Source organism: Streptomyces sp. NPDC056948 (assembly GCF_042674225.1).
Classification (GTDB): domain Bacteria; phylum Actinomycetota; class Actinomycetes; order Streptomycetales; family Streptomycetaceae; genus Streptomyces; species Streptomyces purpurascens.
Genome location: NZ_JBHUQX010000201.1, coordinates 1 through 16,543, shown reverse-complemented (window position 1 = coordinate 16,543; position 16,543 = coordinate 1). Strand labels below are relative to the sequence as shown.

General features: G+C 71.1%; 14 protein-coding genes and 2 pseudogenes. 9 read left to right on the top strand and 7 right to left on the bottom strand.

The window, feature by feature from the left end; translation table 11 throughout:
- The first annotated feature begins 21 nt into the window (after positions 1-21).
- On the top strand, positions 22-1,638 hold the full coding sequence (locus ACFTZL_RS24945) for an MDR family MFS transporter (RefSeq protein ID WP_382586846.1): 1,617 nt from the start codon (positions 22-24) through the stop codon (positions 1,636-1,638).
- 31 nt (positions 1,639-1,669) lie between these two features.
- Here ACFTZL_RS24945 and ACFTZL_RS24940 read toward each other — a convergent pair whose 3' ends face one another.
- Positions 1,670-2,044, bottom strand: coding sequence for a hypothetical protein (locus ACFTZL_RS24940; protein WP_382586844.1), 375 nt, complete (start codon positions 2,042-2,044; stop codon positions 1,670-1,672).
- Positions 2,045-2,147: 103 nt separating this feature from the next.
- On the opposite strand from ACFTZL_RS24940, the gene sigJ reads away from it, so the two are divergent.
- Together sigJ and ACFTZL_RS24930 are read left to right on the top strand one after the other, a co-directional pair.
- Positions 2,148-3,065 carry an RNA polymerase sigma factor SigJ gene (gene sigJ, locus ACFTZL_RS24935; RefSeq protein WP_382586841.1) on the top strand — a complete coding sequence of 306 codons (918 nt, stop codon included), beginning with the start codon at positions 2,148-2,150 and terminating at the stop codon, positions 3,063-3,065.
- Positions 3,066-3,089: 24 nt separating this feature from the next.
- Positions 3,090-3,272, top strand: a pseudogene (locus ACFTZL_RS24930) (serine hydrolase); the annotation flags it as partial.
- Between the two features lie 63 nt (positions 3,273-3,335).
- On the opposite strand, the gene ACFTZL_RS24925 reads toward ACFTZL_RS24930, so the two are convergent.
- The 4 genes from ACFTZL_RS24925 to ACFTZL_RS24910 all read right to left on the bottom strand — a co-directional run bounded on the left by ACFTZL_RS24925 (position 3,336) and on the right by ACFTZL_RS24910 (position 7,148).
- Positions 3,336-4,409 (bottom strand): LLM class flavin-dependent oxidoreductase, encoded by a 1,074-nt coding sequence (locus tag ACFTZL_RS24925; RefSeq protein WP_382586839.1) that lies wholly within the window; start codon positions 4,407-4,409, stop codon positions 3,336-3,338.
- A 23-nt stretch (positions 4,410-4,432) separates the two neighbouring features.
- Positions 4,433-5,848, bottom strand: coding sequence for an MFS transporter (locus tag ACFTZL_RS24920; RefSeq protein WP_382586836.1), 1,416 nt, complete (start codon positions 5,846-5,848; stop codon positions 4,433-4,435).
- A gap of 273 nt (positions 5,849-6,121) precedes the next feature.
- Entirely contained in the window at positions 6,122-6,202 is an 81-nt protein-coding gene (locus ACFTZL_RS24915; RefSeq protein ID WP_350839683.1) for a putative leader peptide, read from the bottom strand.
- 46 nt (positions 6,203-6,248) lie between these two features.
- Positions 6,249-7,148, bottom strand: a complete 900-nt coding sequence (locus ACFTZL_RS24910) for a dihydrodipicolinate synthase family protein (protein ID WP_382586833.1) — start codon at positions 7,146-7,148, stop codon at positions 6,249-6,251.
- Positions 7,149-7,261: 113 nt separating this feature from the next.
- On the opposite strand from ACFTZL_RS24910, the gene ACFTZL_RS24905 reads away from it, so the two are divergent.
- Positions 7,262-7,615 (top strand): STAS domain-containing protein, encoded by a 354-nt coding sequence (locus ACFTZL_RS24905; protein WP_382586830.1) that lies wholly within the window; start codon positions 7,262-7,264, stop codon positions 7,613-7,615.
- An 85-nt stretch (positions 7,616-7,700) separates the two neighbouring features.
- Positions 7,701-9,392 carry a SpoIIE family protein phosphatase gene (locus ACFTZL_RS24900; RefSeq protein ID WP_382586827.1) on the top strand — a complete coding sequence of 564 codons (1,692 nt, stop codon included), beginning with the start codon at positions 7,701-7,703 and terminating at the stop codon, positions 9,390-9,392.
- Between the two features lie 14 nt (positions 9,393-9,406).
- Here ACFTZL_RS24900 and ACFTZL_RS24895 read toward each other — a convergent pair whose 3' ends face one another.
- On the bottom strand, positions 9,407-9,904 hold the full coding sequence (locus tag ACFTZL_RS24895) for a GNAT family N-acetyltransferase (protein ID WP_382586824.1): 498 nt from the start codon (positions 9,902-9,904) through the stop codon (positions 9,407-9,409).
- A 372-nt stretch (positions 9,905-10,276) separates the two neighbouring features.
- Between ACFTZL_RS24895 and ACFTZL_RS24890 the strand changes: the two genes are divergently transcribed.
- On the top strand, positions 10,277-11,461 hold the full coding sequence (locus ACFTZL_RS24890; RefSeq protein WP_382586821.1) for a type III polyketide synthase: 1,185 nt from the start codon (positions 10,277-10,279) through the stop codon (positions 11,459-11,461).
- A 23-nt stretch (positions 11,462-11,484) separates the two neighbouring features.
- Here the strand turns inward: ACFTZL_RS24890 and ACFTZL_RS24885 are convergent, their stop codons facing one another.
- The gene (locus ACFTZL_RS24885; protein WP_382586818.1) at positions 11,485-13,656 is read right to left on the bottom strand and encodes a SpoIIE family protein phosphatase; all 2,172 of its coding nucleotides are present in this window, start codon (positions 13,654-13,656) and stop codon (positions 11,485-11,487) included.
- Between the two features lie 249 nt (positions 13,657-13,905).
- On the opposite strand from ACFTZL_RS24885, the gene ACFTZL_RS24880 reads away from it, so the two are divergent.
- From ACFTZL_RS24880 to ACFTZL_RS24870, 3 genes and pseudogenes are all read left to right on the top strand, one after another.
- Entirely contained in the window at positions 13,906-14,589 is a 684-nt protein-coding gene (locus ACFTZL_RS24880; RefSeq protein WP_382586816.1) for a cation:dicarboxylate symporter family transporter, read from the top strand.
- Positions 14,590-14,597: 8 nt separating this feature from the next.
- Positions 14,598-15,773: an adenylosuccinate lyase family protein gene (locus ACFTZL_RS24875; RefSeq protein ID WP_382586813.1), complete on the top strand. Its 1,176-nt coding sequence runs from the start codon at positions 14,598-14,600 to the stop codon at positions 15,771-15,773.
- A 644-nt stretch (positions 15,774-16,417) separates the two neighbouring features.
- Positions 16,418-16,543: pseudogene (locus ACFTZL_RS24870) on the top strand (DUF2975 domain-containing protein); the annotation flags it as partial.

Below are 16,543 nucleotides of genomic sequence, written 5' to 3'. Positions count from 1 at the left end.
CCCCCACCCCAAGGACGACACGTGACCTTCTCCGACACCCAAGAACAGGGCGCGTCCGGGGACATACCCCCGCGGCTCAGTCACCGGCAGATCACCACCGTCATGTCCGGGCTGGTCCTCGGCATGTTCCTGGGGGCGCTGGACCAGACCGTGGTCTCGTCCGCGCTGCGGACCATCGCCGACGACCTGCACGGACTGACGGCCCAGGCGTGGGTGACGACCGCGTATCTCATCACCGCCACCCTCGCGACGCCGCTCTACGGCAAGCTCTCCGACATCCACGGCCGCAGGCCCGTCTACCTCGCGGCGATCGCCCTGTTCACCGTCGGCTCGCTGCTGTGCGGATGCGCCACGTCGATCTACGAACTCGCGGCGTTCCGCGCCGTTCAGGGGCTCGGTGGCGGCGGGCTGATGTCGCTGGCGATGACGATCATCGCCGACATCACCTCCCCGCGGGAACGAGGCCGCTACCAGGGCTACTTCATGGCTGTGTTCGGCGGCGCCAGCATCGTCGGCCCGCTGGTGGGCGGTGCGTTCGCGGACCGGGCCGAGCTGCTCGGCATCGCCGGCTGGCGCTGGATCTTCCTGATCAACATTCCCCTCGCCGCCGCGGCCGCGGTGACGATCATGCGCGTACTGCGCTTCCCGCACCGTCGGGTGCGGCACCGGCTGGACTACGCCGGGGCGCTCGCCCTGGCCGTGGGCATCGTGCCGCTGCTGACCGTCGCGGAGCAGGGGCGTGCCTGGGGGTGGGGCTCGCCGCCGGCCCTGTCGATGTACGCGATCGGCGTGGCAGGTCTGGCCGTGTTCCTGGTGGTCGAGCGGCGGTCGGGTGACGCCGCGCTGCTGCCGCCCCGGCTGTTCCGCATCCGGACGTTCCGGCTGGGCGTCGGGCTGCACTTCGTCGTCGGCATCGGCATGTTCGGCGCGATGACGACGCTGCCGCTCTACCTGCAGCTCGTACGCGGCATGAGCCCCATCGCGGCGGGCCTGGCCACCCTGCCCACGGTCGCCGCGAACCTCGCGGTGACGCTGCTGACGGGCCGGATGATCGCCCGGACCGGCCGGTTCAAGGTCCATCTCGTCGCCGGTGTCGGCTCGTTCACCGCGGCGATGCTCGTCTTCGCCACGCTGCGGGCGGACAGCCCGCTGTGGCACCCGGCGCTCGGCATGGCCCTGATGGGCGCGGGGCTCGGCGCGTCGATGCAGACGCTCACCACGCTCGCGCAGTGCGAGGTGCCCCGTACGGACATGGGCGCGGCGACGGCATCGGTCAACTTCTTCCGCTCCAACGGCGGCACGGTCGGCACCGCGGCGTTCCTGTCGGTCCTGTTCACCACGGCGGCCGGCAGCATCGCCGACCGACTGGCCGAGGCCCGCCAGGACCCGGGCTTCCGCCAACTGCTGGCCCAGCCCGACAACGCGCACGCCCTGACGGGAGTGCTCCGCCCCGACGGCGGCGTCGATCTGGAGGACTCCGCGTTCCTGCGCGCCCTCGACCCGAGCGCGGCCCTGCCGTTCCTGGAGGGCTACGTCGCCTCGATGCGCATCGTCTTCCTCACGGGCGCCGTGGTGTCCCTGGCCGCCTTCGTGATCGCGGCCTGGCGGGTCCCCGACCTCACGCTGTCCGACGAGTAGCCGGTGACCGGGTGCCGCCTCGCGTCGGACCTCAGCGCCGGGCCAGCGCCAGCACGCTCAGACCGAACATCAGGACGCCCAGGGGGAGATGGACCGAGGGGACGTGCGCGATGCCGAGCACGACCTGGGCCGAGGCGAGTACGAGGAAACCGGTGGCGTGCCAGACAGGCCGGGGCGACCCGCCGCCCGGCTTCCACGCCAGCACCGCGGCGAGCACGTACAGCATCGACGCCCCGTACATCACCCGCGCTCCGACATCATGCAGCATCGCCCCGTAGGACGAGGTCAGCAGCAGTCCGGCCGAGACCGCCTGAAGGAAGATGGTCAGGGTCTGCAGGGCGATCGCGATCCGCAGGAACGAGGAAGTGCGCTGTGCGTTCGCCGGCGCCGTCACCTGAGCGGCCATGTCACAAGTCCCCTTTTCCCGCCGTCGGGCGGTAGATCGATAAGGTCTCACCAGTCCGACGACGCGGGCGTGCGAAAGGTAAGGCGAGGGGGCGGCCGGGAGCATGGGGAGTGTCGGGACCAGGGCGGATGAGACAGCCGGCGAGCGACGCCAACTGATCAATGTCGCCTACCGGTTGCTCGGTTCGGTGACCGAGGCGGAGGACGCCGTACAGGATGCCTACGCGCGCTGGTACGGGCTGTCACCAAGCCGGCGGGAGGAGATCCTGTCCCCCGGCGCCTGGCTGACGACGGTGACCGGCCGCATCTGCCTGGACCTGCTCGGTTCGGCGCGGGCGCGCCGTGAACGCTATGTCGGCGCGTGGCTGCCCGAGCCGCTGCCCGACCGCACCGAGTGGGACCACGCGGGCGGCGCCGGCGCCACCGGCCCCGCGGACCCCGCCGACCAGATCGTCCTGGACGAGTCGGTGGCCATGGCCTTCCTGGTCGTCCTGGAGTCGATGACGCCCGCCGAGCGGGTGGCGTTCGTCCTGCACGACGTCTTCCGGTACCCGTTCGCCGAGATCGCCGGCGTTCTCGGCCGCACCCCCGCGGCCTGCAAGCAGCTGGCCGCCTCCGCCCGCCGGCGGGTGGGCGACGCGCACACTCCGGTGCCGGTGACCGGCCGGGCCGACGTGGTGAGGCACGTCAAAGAGGCATGGGAGACCAAGGACATCGCGGCCCTCGTCGGCCTCCTCGACCCGGCCGCCGTGATGACCGCCGACGGCGGCGGCATGGTCGGCACCGTCCTGCGCCCGGTCGAGGGCGGCGCGCGCATCGCCCAGTACATGGTCGCCATCGCCGACAGGGCTCCCGGGCTCGAACTCCTGGAGCGGTCGGTCAACGGTGTGCCCGGCCTGGTGGCCCAGCATGCCGGCGTCGTCATGACCGTGGCCGCGTTCGACGTCTCCGACGGACGCGTCACCCGGATCTGGGCGGTCCGCAACCCGGAGAAGCTACGGCCGTGGGCACGGGAGGGCTAGGCAACCGAGCCGGGCATCCTCGCGTCCCTGAACCTGCCCACAGGCACGGGCTTCGCGGGCCCCGAGCGCCCGCACGACAACGTCGACGCCACCGGCATCGACACAAGCTGGTCCTGGGCGGCCGGCGGCATGGTCTCCACCGCCGAGGACTGGCAGCGGTTCCAGACCGCGCTGATGTCCGGCAAGCTCCTGCCCAAGGCCCAGCTCTGCCGCGGACACCTCCGGGCCTGGCCGCCGGCCCTGGCCGTTCGCCGCACCCCGGCCCTGTTCTCATCCGCTGTCACGCAGCCTGGGCAGGAGCTGGTCGCCGACGCGGATGGTCTCCTGCTTGTAGGGCGTGTCGGAGAGCACGAAGTGGGTGATGCCGAGCTTGCGGTAGTTGTGCAGGGCCGTGGCGACGTCGGTGGCGGAGCCGACCAGCCAGGTGGTTCCCGCTCCGCCACCGCCGAATCTGCCGGGCGTCGTGTAGAGGCAGGTGTCGAGCACCTCGCCCCGCGCGGTGAGGTCGAGGAGCCGTCGCTGTCCGACCGCGGCCCTGCGGTTGCCCGTCCACGTCAGCTCGCGCGCCCCGGCCGCCGCCATCGCCTCGGTCTTCTCCTCGGCCGCCTGCCACGCCTCCTCCGTGGTGTCGCGCACCAGCGTGGTGATCCGCAGCCCGAACTCGAGGGGCTTGTGCCGACGGCCCACCTGCTCGCTCAACGCCTTGAGCCGGTCGATGCGTTCGGCGATCCCGTCGAGGGGCTCGCCCCAGAAGAGCTGCACGTCCGCCTCCGCCGCCGAAACCCGCTCTGCTGCCTCGGAGGCACCGCCGAAGTAGAGCGTGGGATGCGCCCTCGCGTCGGTGGCGTACGGCCGTGGCGTCACCGTGGATCGCTCGACCTGGAAGTGCTCGCCGGCGTACGTCACGTCCTCCTCGGTCCACAGCCGTCGTACGAGACGCAGGAACTCATGGGTGCGCGCGTACCGTTGGGCGGGGTCGCTGCGGGTGTCGCCGTACGCGGCCAGATTGTCGAGTCCGCTGACGATGTTGATGAGGACCCGGCCACGGCTGAGCTGGTCCAGTGTCGCCGCGGCGGTGGCGAAGTGCGCGGGCTGCCAGTAGCCGGGGCGGACGGCTATCAGGGGTTTGAAGGTGGTGGTCCGGGCGGCCAGCGCGGTGGCCACGGTGAAGGTGTCCGGCCGCCCCCAGCCGGTTCCGATGAGCGCACCGCCCCAGCCGTGCTCCTCCGCCGTGCGGGCGAGGTCGGTGGAGAACTCGATGGAGCCCCAGCCGGTCGTCGTGTCGTCGCCGCGGTGGCCCGGCTCGACGGTGTTGGGGATGTACCAGAGGAATTCGGGGCTCATCCTGTCTCCGATCGTGTCTCCCATCACGGCCGCCCAGGCACCGGAAGGCGGGTCCGGGCCGAGGGCACGTCGGCCTTCGCCAGGGACGCCGGTCCGGTCGGGACATGCAGATCCTCGTCCCGCAGCCGGCCGGTCGCCCACACACTGACCAGTCCGGTCAGCGCCAGATAGCCACAGGCCCACCAGGGACTGCCCGAACCGAGTGCCAGCAGGGCGGTCATGATCAGCGGGGTGATGCCGGACGCGAAGATGCCGGACACCTGGTAGACGAAGGACATGCCCGTGTACCGGACCGGGGTGGCGAAGAGGGCGGCGAACAGGGTGCCCTGGGCACCGTAGAACCAGGCGTGCACGACCCCGAGTGTCACGATCAGCGCCACCGTGAAGGCCCACGTCCCGCCGGTGCCGAAGAGCCAGAACGCCGGGAAGACCGAGACGGAGAACGCGACCATGCCGGTGACGTAGACCCGGCGGGCTCCGCGGTGGTCGACCGCCGCCCCGGACACCGGTATCAGCACGGCCATCACCAGCGCCGCTGCGGTGACCGCGAGCAGCACCGGCGTACGGTCCAGCTTCAGCGTTCCGGTCGCGTAGGTGATGGCGAAGACGGCCCAGGTGTTGAAGGCGGCGCCCTCGCCCCACCGGGCGAGCATCCCGAGCAGGACGTGCCGGCGGCCCTGCGGCGCACGCATCAGCTCCACCAGCGGTGCGGAACGCGGCAGTTCCTGAAGGCGGCGTACGGCACGGAAGGCCGGCGTCTCGTCGATCTTCAGCCGTACGGCCAGCCCGACCACGACCAGCACCAGGCTGACGAGGAAGGCGATCCGCCACCCGTAGGCGAGGAACGCCTCGTCGCTGAGCGCGTCGCTCAGCAGCGCGAACACGCCGGTCCCCAGCGCCAGTCCGAGGGCAAGCCCGATCTGCGGGCAACTGCCGAACCGGCCCTTGCGGCCGTCGGGCCCGTACTCCACGGCCAGCAGCACCGCGCCGGCCCACTCCCCGCCCAGCGCCACGCCCTGCGCGACCCGCAGGACCAGGAGCAGCGCGGGCGCGAGGATGCCGACCTGCTGATACGTGGGCAGCAGACCGATCAGGGCGGTGGAGACGCCCATCAGCCCCATGGTGAAGGCCAGGGTGTGCTTACGGCCGATCCGGTCCCCGATGTGCCCGAAGAGCAGACCGCCCACGGGTCGGGCGACGAAACCCACGGCGAACGTGGCGAAGGACAGCATCGTGCCGACCGTGCCGTTGGACGTGGGGAAGAACAGCTTGTCGAAGACGAGCCCGGCGGCCGTGGCGTAGAGGAAGAAGTCGTACCACTCCACAGTGGTGCCCAGCAGACTGGCGAGCACCACGGTCCTCAGCCGGGAGGGAGCAGGGGCATCCTGTTCCGCCTTCTGGGCTTCCGTCGTCTGCGGCGGTACGGGCGCGGCGCTCATCGCGCACCACCGCCCTGGCCGGAGTCACGGGTGGTGGGCGGGAACAGGGGAAGGGCAGGCGCAGACATGGGGCTCCGAGTGGGGTGCGGAGACGGCGTGCGGGCATGGCGACGCGCGGACGTACGTCCAGGACGCGTCGGGGCACGCAAGGGCGCGTGAAAGGAGGCGGCCGCAGCCTTGACCGGTGCGCATGCTGCTGTGGGGGACGCGGACGCGCGAAGGCTGACGACCCGGTGGCCCTACGCCGCCGGGGAACTCATGGGCTCTCGGTCGTCAGCCGCGACAGGTCGCGCTGGACTGGCGGCACAGATCTACGTGCGGTCGTCCCACGAGGATGTCGGCGGCAGCGGTCATGCCAGGCATTGTGCGTGAGTTACCCCGCCGAGCTCAAGTAGGCAGGTCACGCGTTCCTTCCCAGAGCGAGGTTCTCCAGGACGGTGACCAGGCGGAGTCGGGCGTCGGAGGGCAGGCCCCGCAATGGCAGCGGGAGATTCGGCTCGGTCGCCAGGCCCAGCTGCGAGGCGGCCGCCGACATCACACGCAGGCCGCCGTACTGGCGGAAGAGCTCCCAGAGGGGCTCCAGCCGCTCGGAGTGAGCGGTGGCTCCGGCCGCGTCGCCGGCCTGGGCGGCCCGGGTGAGGGCGAGGGCGGTGGCGGGGAACAGGCCGCCGGCGACCGAGTACCACGCGTCGCATCCGGCGTTCAGTCCGGTGGCCGCCGCCCAGTCGCCGCTCACACCGATGCTGACCGTGTCCGGGAGCAGTGCCCGCAACGCCGCGACACGCTCTCGCGCGGCCGTCGGGTCCTCGGGCACCGGCGGAATCTTGACTGCGGCCACGTTCGGCAACTCGGCGATACGGCCGTGCAGTTCGTCGGAGAGGTCGACGTGGGTGGTGCGGGGGTTGTCGTACACGCACAGCGGCACCGACAGCTCACGGGTGACGCTCTCGTACAGGCCGAACACCTCGTCGTCGGTGAGGGGCTGATACGTCATCGGGGCGAGCAGGACCGCGGACACACCCGCCTTCTGCGCGTCCTCGGCGACGGCGAGTACCTGCGAGGTGCGCAGTGCCCCGATGCCGGCCATGACCGGCACACCGTCGGCGGCCTCGACCGCGAGCCTCGCCACGCGGGCGCGCTGCTCGCGTGTGAGGTAGGCGTAGCCGCCGGTGGAGCCGAGGGCGCCGATGGAGTCGACACCCGCTGCGGCGAGGCGGGAGACGAGGGCACTGAACGCCGGCTCGTCGATACCCGCTTCCGTCGTGGGTGTGAGAGGGAAGGCGCTGAGGCCGCGGAACATGGCAGGACTCCTCGGTATGGGTTGCCGGCTTGACCCTGCCCTGGAGGGCAAGGCCAAGCGAGGCGGCCGGCCGATGCGATGATGAGGTGATTCCACAGTGAGGAGGAACCTCCATGGTTCCGCTGCCCGGCGTACGACGCTCCGAGGACTGTGGGGGGTGGGCGGTGGTGGTCCTCACGGGCGAGATGGACCGGGCGCTGGCCCCGGCGCTGCGTGAAACCGTGGACGCGCTGATCGTCGAGGACCGGGCACGGATCGTGCTGGATCTGGAGCAGGTGCCGTTCATGGATTCGTCCGGTCTGAGTGTGCTGGTGTACGGGGTGCGGCGGGCCGGAGCGCTCGGCGGGACGCTGCGTCTGGCGGCCCCGGGTGAGCAGGTGCGGCGGCTGCTGGAGCTGACGGGTCTGAGCACCGTCGTCGAGGTCTTCCCGGGCGTTCCGGCGGCGTGCGAGGCCCCGTGCCCGTAGCGGTCCGTCGGCATGGCTTGTTGGGGTGGGGGCGGGTGCGGGCAGAATACGTCGGGTGGAGAGCGGGCCGGGAGAACATGACGACATGGGCGTCGGTGTGGACGAGGCGCTGATGTCGGCGCTGTTCGCCGCGGTGGAAGCCGGTGTGTACGCCGTGGACGACGAGGGCGCGGTGATCGCCTGCAACCCGTGGGCCGAGCGTCTGCTGGGCTACGAGCCGGGCGCCCTGATCGGGGTCAACGCCCACCGTGCCCTGCATCCGCTGGACCCGGAGACCGCCGCCGCGCCCGTGCCGCGGCCGATTCTGAAGGACGTCGCGCTGGGCAGGCGGACCAGTGGCGACCGCGCCGTGTTCCTGCGCGCCGACGGCACGCCGCTCCAGGTGTGGTGGACCGCGGCGCCGCTCCCGGCGGCGCTCGGGCATGGCGAGGGCGCTGTGGTCGTGTTCCACGACGCGACGGCCGAGCGGGAGCGGGAGGGCCGTCGCGCCGAGCGGTACGCGCACAGCGAGACGATGCGTGAGCAGGCCGAATACGATCTGGCGGAGGCCACCTGGCTCGGCGAGCTGACGCTCGCCATGACCAGCACCCTGGACACCGACGAGGCGCTGCACCGTCTCGTGCGCCAACTGGTGCCCCGCCTCGCGGACACCGCCCTGATCGACCTGGCCGAGGGGCATGGCCATCGCCATGCGGCCGGTGCCCACCACATCGCCGGTGTCCTGCCCGCCGCCCCTTCCGGCCACGGTGAGGTGCCGCCGCGGCACCCCGCCCACCACACGGCGGTCAGCCGCGTCATGCGGGGAGGCGCCACCCAGCACCTGACGGACCTGGCACCGGCGGCGCCCGAGGAAACCGACCTGATGGCGGTGGTGCAGGCCCAGGAGGCCTTCGTCATTCCGCTGCGGCTGCGCGCCACCACCTTCGGGGCACTGACCCTGACCCGCGCGCCGGCCAGCCCGCCGTTCAACGTCGCCGACCGTGCCCTGGCGGAGGAGGTGGCCCGTCGCATCAGCCTGGGTCTGGACAACACCCGCCTGCACGCCGCCCAGGCCGACATCGCGACCGCTCTGCAGCGCGCCCTGCTCACCGACCTGCCCGATGTCCCGGGCATCGAACTGGCCGCCCACTACCAGCCGGCCCAGCACACGGCGGAAGTCGGCGGCGACTGGTACGACGCCTTCCTGCTCCACGACGGCGACCTCGCCCTCGTCATCGGAGACGTCACCGGACACGACATCCAGGCCGCCTCCCGCATGAGCGAACTGCGCAACATGCTCCGGGCCCTGGCCGTGGACCGCCCCGAGGAGGAACCCGGCCAGATCCTGCGTCGCCTGGACACCGCCCAGGCCCGTCTGACCCTCGCCGACTCCGCCACCGCGATCCTCGCCCGCCTGCGCCGGAGCATCAGCGGGGCCTGGCAGGCATCCTGGTCCGTCGCAGGCCACCCCCCGCCCCTGCTGATCACCGCCGAAGGCATCGGCTACCTCACCGAGGCACGCTCCATGCTCCTGGGTCTGCGCCCCACCGCCGAGCGCCCCACCACCCACGCCGAGCTGCCCGACGGCGCCACTCTCCTGCTCTACACCGACGCCCTGGTCGAATCCCGCAGCCAATCCCTCGACGAGGGCATGACCCGCCTGCGCCAGCACGTCACCACCCACCGCCACCTGCCGCTGCCCGAGCTGTGCGCCAAACTCGCCGAGGACCTCGGTGACCCCCGCGACGACATCACCCTCATCGCCGCACGCACTCCCACGCGAACAGCGCCAGGCTGACCACGGCACCGGCCTCAGGCAGCAACCTCGAAGATGAGCTCGAGGCCGTCTTCCTCGTCCCATTGCTCGCCGACCTCCACGAAACCGAACCCGGAAATCGTCGCCAGGGACGCGGCGTTGTCAGGACTGATCGTCACCCGCACGGTACTGACTCGGGCTTCGGCAGCGGCCCGCCGCACCAGCCCGGTCAGTATCGCCCTGGCGTAGCCCTGACGACGGTGGTCGGGGACCACCGAGTACCCGAGCTCCACCATGCCCACCTCGTCCGGCGGCCCATGGAACCCGGCATACCCCACGACGGCACCCTCCGGCTCGGCCACCACGACCTGCGTGAGCCATCCCGCGCAACCCGGGTCCGAGGTCAGCTGATTGACCCGATACCGCCATACCCACTTCGCCCTGTCGGTGACGAAATACTCGGGCAGAGCGACACCGGCTTCGGCACTGGCTTGAGCCAGGTCGTCCTTCAGCAAGGCGCTCATGGCCGTGCTCGACAACTCGACAAATCGCACGGACTTCGTGCTCGTGGGGACTGAGGTTCGGCGCTCGGCTTTGTCTGTCACAGCGCGAATGGTCATGGAGAGCCCAGGACGTGTCCAACGGTTTTCGCGGCGGCCGGGCCTGGACTACCTGGCGGCATGAGTTCGTCGGCCACCTCGGTCACGAGTCGCGAAGTGCAGCCGTGTGCGGCATGTCACGCATGGCAAAAACCACCTAAGTTGCCCAGATCACAGCGCAAATGTCCATTTAGCGTCCATTCTCGAACCGGCTAAAGAAGCCCGAAGTGGAGCGCGCCGGCATTGACTTGGACACACCGCGCCTAGGTGATCCATGACACAGCGTCCGTGATGTTCCGCCTCATCCCCCGGAGAAAGGTGCCCATCATGGCCGCTTACCTGTGCCCGCCTGCCGTGATACACGGCGAGCACACCGTGAAGACCAGCCAGATCGTGGCGGAGGTGCGAGGCCGGCACCCGCACGCGGCGTGGGCGCCGCGGATCGACGGCATCGCGGCCAGTACGGGCATCGAAAGCCGCAGGTGGATGCTGCCGCTGGAGACCGCCGTCGCGCCCGGCAACGGCAGCGCCCTGCCGGCTGCCGGCATCGGGCCGGCCCGAGAGGCACTGGCCGGCGACGGATTCACCGAACAGGACGTGGATCGCGTGATCGCCGCCCTTGAGGCGATACCCGCGCCGCAGTCCGTCCAGGAGCGCACCGCACCGGCCTGGGCGGCCGTGCAGTCCAGCGGGGAGCATGCGGCGCGCGGGGCCCTGCAGATCGCCGGGCTGGACGTCGCGGACGTCGACTGCTTGATCACCAGCCACTCCACCACCCCGGCGCTGCCGGGGCTGGACGTCGCCCTGGCCAACAAGCTCCCGCTCCGGGGCGACGTGATGCTGCTGCCGGCCACGCAGTGGGCCTGCGTCGCCGGGACCCGCTCCCTGGCGCTGGCGGCGGATCTCGTGGCCGCGGACCCCGACAGGGTGGTCCTGGTCGTGATCGCGGAGGCACTGAGCACGACCTACCAGCCCGCGGACGACACTCTGGAGTCCTTGATCGTCCGGTTGCTGTTCGCGGACACCGCGGTCGCCGCGGTGGTGACGGGCCGCCCGCGGCCCGAGTCGGTGCTGCGGCTGGACGCCGCCTGGCACCACACGCTGCCCGGCACCCAGGACCTGCACCGCCTGGAGACACGGGAGGACGGCACCCACTTCGTGATGGACCGGCGCGGGCCGCGGGCCGTACAGGAGACCGTCACCGCGATGTGGGAGTGGTTGCGCCTCCGCTACCAGGACGACCCCGACTCCTGGCACCCCGACCTCCTGCTCGCGCACCCCGGCGGGACGCGCGTGCTGGAGTACATGGAGCAGACGATGCCCGACGGGTGGCCGTCGGGGCTGCTGGACTACAGCCGGGACAGCTACACCAGCGGCAACCGCGGAGGCGCCGCCGTGTTCGACATCCTGCGGAGAGCGCATGACGCCGGGCAGGAACCGGGTAGTCGCGCCGTCCTGTACGCGGCGGCCCCGGGCCTCACGGCCACCGCCCTGGAAGGGGAGTGGCTGTAGCGCGAGCTCGCGCCGCAGCCGCGTCACCTCGCGGCTGACGCCACTGAGGCCCAGACCACCTTGCCGGTGTCCGTCCACCGCACACCCCACCGGGTGGTGAGTCCATGCACGATGTGCAAGCCACGACCACCGTCGTCGAGGAGCCCGCCCCGGCCCAGCCGGGGCCTGCCGTTGCCGGTGTCGCCCACCTCGCACAGCAGCCCGTGACCGGCCCTGATCAGCCGTATCGTGATGGGTCCTTCGGCGAAGCGGACCGCGTTGGCGACCAGCTCGCTGACCACCAGCAGCACGCTGTCCCGGGTGTCGTCTCTGGTGCGCCACTCCCCCAGCAGCGCGGAGACCAGGGTGCGGGCCCGGGCGGCCGCGTCGCCGCGGGCGGGCAGACGCCAGGTCGCGGTGTCCTCCTTGCGGTAGCCGATCATGCGGGCGAGCAGCAGGGTCACGTCGTCCCGCCGGCGCACAGGCGCCAGCTCGGAGACCAGGCGCCGCGCGGCCTGCGGCAGTGCGTCCCAGGGATGCACCGTGGACACCGCGTCCGCCAGCCTGCCGATGCCCTCGTCGATCGACAGGGCGGGATCCTCCACCAGGCCGTCGGTGTAGAGGGCGAGCAGCGAGCCCGGGGGTACGGCGAACACGTGCACGTCGAACGGCTCCCGCAGCGCGAACTCGGCGCCCAGCCCGGGGTGGGGGCGTACCGCGACAGAGCCGACGGGCCCGTCCGGGGGCACCAGGACCGGAGGGAGATGGCCGGCGCTCGACAGGGCGACGTGGTGGCTGACCGGGTCGTAGACGGCTATGCAGCAGGTCGATCCGAGGGCGCTGTAGCCGGCCACCAGCCCGGACTCCGTGTCGTCCAGCAGCGTCACCGTCTCGTCCAGGTGCTCCAGCACCTCGTTGGGCGCCAGCCCCGCTGACAGCAGCGCGCGGGCCTCCATGCTGAGCTGTCCCATGGTCGCCGCGGCTCCCAGACCGTGCCCGACGACGTCACCGACGACCAGCGCGGTACGGCCGTCCGGCAGCGGAAAGCTGTTCACCCAGTCACCGCCGACGCCCGCGCTGTCGGGGGTGGCGGGCTGGTAGACGCTGGCGGTCTCGATGGTGTCGCCGCCGGATCGTGGCAGCAGCCGGCGCTGCAACGCGAGCACCTGCGTGTGCTCGCGCTGGTGCTGACGGGCCAGGTCCACGTGATGAGAGGTCCTGGCCACCAGCTCCTGCAGGTCGAGCAGCTCGCTGTCGTGGAAGGGGCGGTCCGCCCGCCGCCAGACCTCCGCCACACCCAGAACGACGGGCGGCGAGCCGTCCAGAACCAGCGGTATGTACGCCACACCCGCCGCCCGGTCGCTGGGCACCAGGGCACGTACCAGTCGCGGACTGCCGAGCACCCGCTCGATGGCCTCCCGGTCGGGTATGACGATGGCCTGCGCGGCGTCGTCACGCCGTATCGCCTGCGACAGCAAGCGGCTCGCGTCGCTGGGAAGATCGTCGCCCGGAGTCACATAGCCGTCGGGCCACGCCCGGTCCGGCACCAGGGCGGCCCGCCGCAGCCGGATGCGCCGCTGCGGCTGCTCGGTGACCACCTCGCCCGTCCACACGGCGAGGTCGAGGTCGATGGCGGCCACGTCTCCCCAGGCCAGCAGGGACTGCGCCAGCGACTGCGCGGTCTCGCCGATGTCCAACGAGGTGCCGATCGCGGTCTCGGCGGCGTACAGGTGCAGCCTCTTGGCCATGGCGATCAGCGAGACGGTCAGGCCCTCCTGAGGCGCTGCGGCGGCCAGGATGCTCATCGAGACGACCAGCTCCGACCCGTCGCCGCGCCGCAGCCGCTGGACCCGTGCGACGTGCGGCTCACCGGTCTCCAGGACCTGCCGCAACCGCCGGGTGACCGTCGGTACGTCCCAGGGAGGCAGAAGATCGACGAAGGAGCTCCCGGTCACGGCCTCCACCCCCGCGAAAACGGGGGCGCCCAGATTGCAGCGGGTGATTCTCAGATCCCGGTCCAGGTTGACCGCGCCGAGGATCTGCTCCTGACGGCCGGGGGTCAAACTGGCGTGTGTGCGATGGCGGGCGGCGCTGTCTCCCGGCGGGTCGGCAGAACCGGCGGCCGCTGCCGCCCCGCCGCGTGGGATGTACTGCCCCAAAGCGCCGCTGACCATGTCGAACGGCGACGCGGACGAGGGGGAGGGGGTGGAGTCCATGCGGCTCTCTCAGCTCGCTCGCCAACCCCGGCACAGCGCCGGGGCCGTACCAGAACCCGGGCGACAGGGCCCCGAGATTCCTGACCGCACACCTCATTCAATAACACCCGGGGCCGCTTCGCCCACGGAGCATTCGCGCTCGCCGATCAGCTTGGCTACCCGTGGGGAGGCCGAGGGTACGGATCGCGGCTGCGTCGCCCACGTCTTGATCTAGGCTTCGAAGTCGGCGTCCTGGGCCTGGTCTGCCTGGTGGCCGGATTCAACCTCTGGCGCATCCTGCAGTACGTCCGCGTCGAGATGACGCTCGTCCTGGGCACCGCCTCCTCCGAGTCCGCACTGCCGGGACTCCTCAAGAAGCTCACCAGGATCGGCTGCTCCAAGCAGTCGGTCGGCCTGGTCGTGCCGACCGGCTACGCCTTCAACCTCGATGGCACCTCCCTGTACATGGCCATTTGCACCATGTTCGTCGCCAACGCCAACGCCTACGGCATCGACATGAGCATCCCCGAACAACTGGGCCTGCTGCTGATCATGCTGCTCACCTCGAAGGGAGCGGCCACCGTCTCCGGCGGCACCTTCGTCGTCTTCGCCTCGACCGTGGCGGCCACCGGCTATCTGCCCGTCGAGGGCGTCGCCATCCTCTTCGGCGTCTACCGCCTGATGTCCATGGCCACCGCCTTCTGCAACACCTTAGGCAACGTCGTCGCGACCTTCGCCATCGCCAAGTGGTGCGGGGAGATGGACGTCGACAAGGTCAACCGGGCCCTCGCCGACCCCAAAGCCTTCCTCGCCGAGCCGGACGACCCGCAGGACGACGCCCCGACCGACGGTCAGGGAGCCGCTGCTCCTCTCACCACCGACACAACCACCCCCGCCTCTGCGGAAGTTGCCGCCACGGCGATTCCGGCTGCTCCCGCCCCCACACAGAAGTGAGCCTCACCGTGAGCACGACCGTCTTCGACTCCTTCCTCTTCCGCGACATGTTCGGCACCCCCGCCATGCGCGAGGTGTTCAGCGACACCGCCTACGTCCGGCGCATCATCGACGCCGAGACCGCGCTGGCCCGCGCGCAGGCCGAGGTCGGCATCATCCCCGCCGCGGCAGCCTCGGACATCACCCTGAAGGCCGACTTCGACAGCCTGGACCTGGACCGGCTGCGCACGGAGACCGAGACAGTCGGGTATCCGGTGCTGCCCATCGTCAAGCAGGTCGCGGACCAGTGCGGGGACGCCGGCCGCTATCTCCACTGGGGCGCCACGACCCAGGACATCATGGACACCGCGGTCATGCTCCAGTGCAAGCAGGGCATCGCCCTCCTGGAGACCCAGCTCGGCCAGGTGCGGGACGCACTGCGGCAGTTGGCCACCGAGCACATCGACACCGTCACCGCGGGCCGTACGCACTTGCAGCATGCCTTGCCGATCACCTTCGGCTACCGCTGCGCCGTATGGCTGTCGGCCCTCGACCGGCACGCCGAGCGCCTTCAACAGGCCCGCGACCGCGCCCTGATGGTGCAGTTCGGCGGAGCGGCCGGCACCCTCGCCTCGCTGGGCGACGGCCCCGAGGGGCTGCGCACCCGTGCCGCGTTCGCCCGTGAACTCGGCCTGCGCGACCCCTCGATCACCTGGCACGTGGCCCGCGACGGCCTGGTCGAGCTCGTCTCGCTGTTCGCCTCCGTCGGCGGCTCCCTCGGCAAGATCGCCTGGGACGTGATGATGATGTGCTCGTCGGAGTTCGGCGAACTGGCGGAGCCCTTCGTACCGGGCCGGGGCGCCAGCTCGACCATGCCGCAGAAGCGCAACCCCATCTCCAGCGAGCTCATGTTCGCCGCCGCCAAGCTGCTACGGGACAAGTCGTCCAGCATCCTCGACGCGACGATGCAGGACTTCGAGCGGGCCACCGGACCCTGGCACCTCGAATGGGCGACCGTCCCGGAGTCCTTCCTGCTGCTGGCCGGCTCACTGCACCAGGCCGAGTTCATGCTCTCCGGCCTGGAGGTGAAGACCGACCGGATACGCGAGAACACCCATCTCTGCGACCCCGCCCGCTACCTCGGCAGCGCACAGGCCATGACCTGCGGCGTCACCCGGGCAACGACCGGGTCGGCCGGCGAATAGCCGTCGTTCCGACGGTTGCGATCTGCGACGCCGGGGGGCGCCGCCGGAGACACCCGCCTTCTCGGCGCTGACTTCACCGCCGCACAGCCAGCGCGGGTCCGGGGATCTGAGACCGAACCTGGCCATCAGCTCCTGCTGCATGTTGAAGACCACCCACCAGTACTCTTCCCCGCCGTTCGGCGTGTTCTCGTACCAGGCCCGCCCGTGGTTGCCCCGGACCACCTCCACCGCCGGGTTGTTCAGTTTGAACGTCACGCCGAGTTCCTGGCGGTAGAAGCGCTGTGACTCCCGCATGACGCCGGTGATGCCGTTGGGGTACCGCGGATCGTTCGCCACATCCGAGGGCTTGAGCCAGAACACCCGCACCGTCCCGGCCAGCGGGTCAGCGGCCCTCCTCTCTGCCGATCCCGTCGCCGCCTGGGCGGTGTCGGCGAACGCCCCGGAACCGAGCACTGCGATCCCCCGGCCGCCGCAGCCAACACCGCGCGCCGCGTGAACTTGCGCGAAGGCGCCGGCGTCCGGGTGCTTCCGGAGCGACCAGGGCTTCGGCGAAGTCGGGTGGCGTCCGATTTGCACGCCCCAGCCCTTGCTTCATCTATCGAGTTTCGATAGATTCCCATCGCAACTCGATTGAAGGATGGGTCATGGGGAAGCTGGCAGTGTGTGCGCTGCGCGCCGTGCTCGTGGTGTTGCTCGTCGGCACCGTGTTCGTACAGGCATTGATGGTGTGGGCTTTGGTCAGTGGGAGCGACCCGGAGGACGGGTCGCTC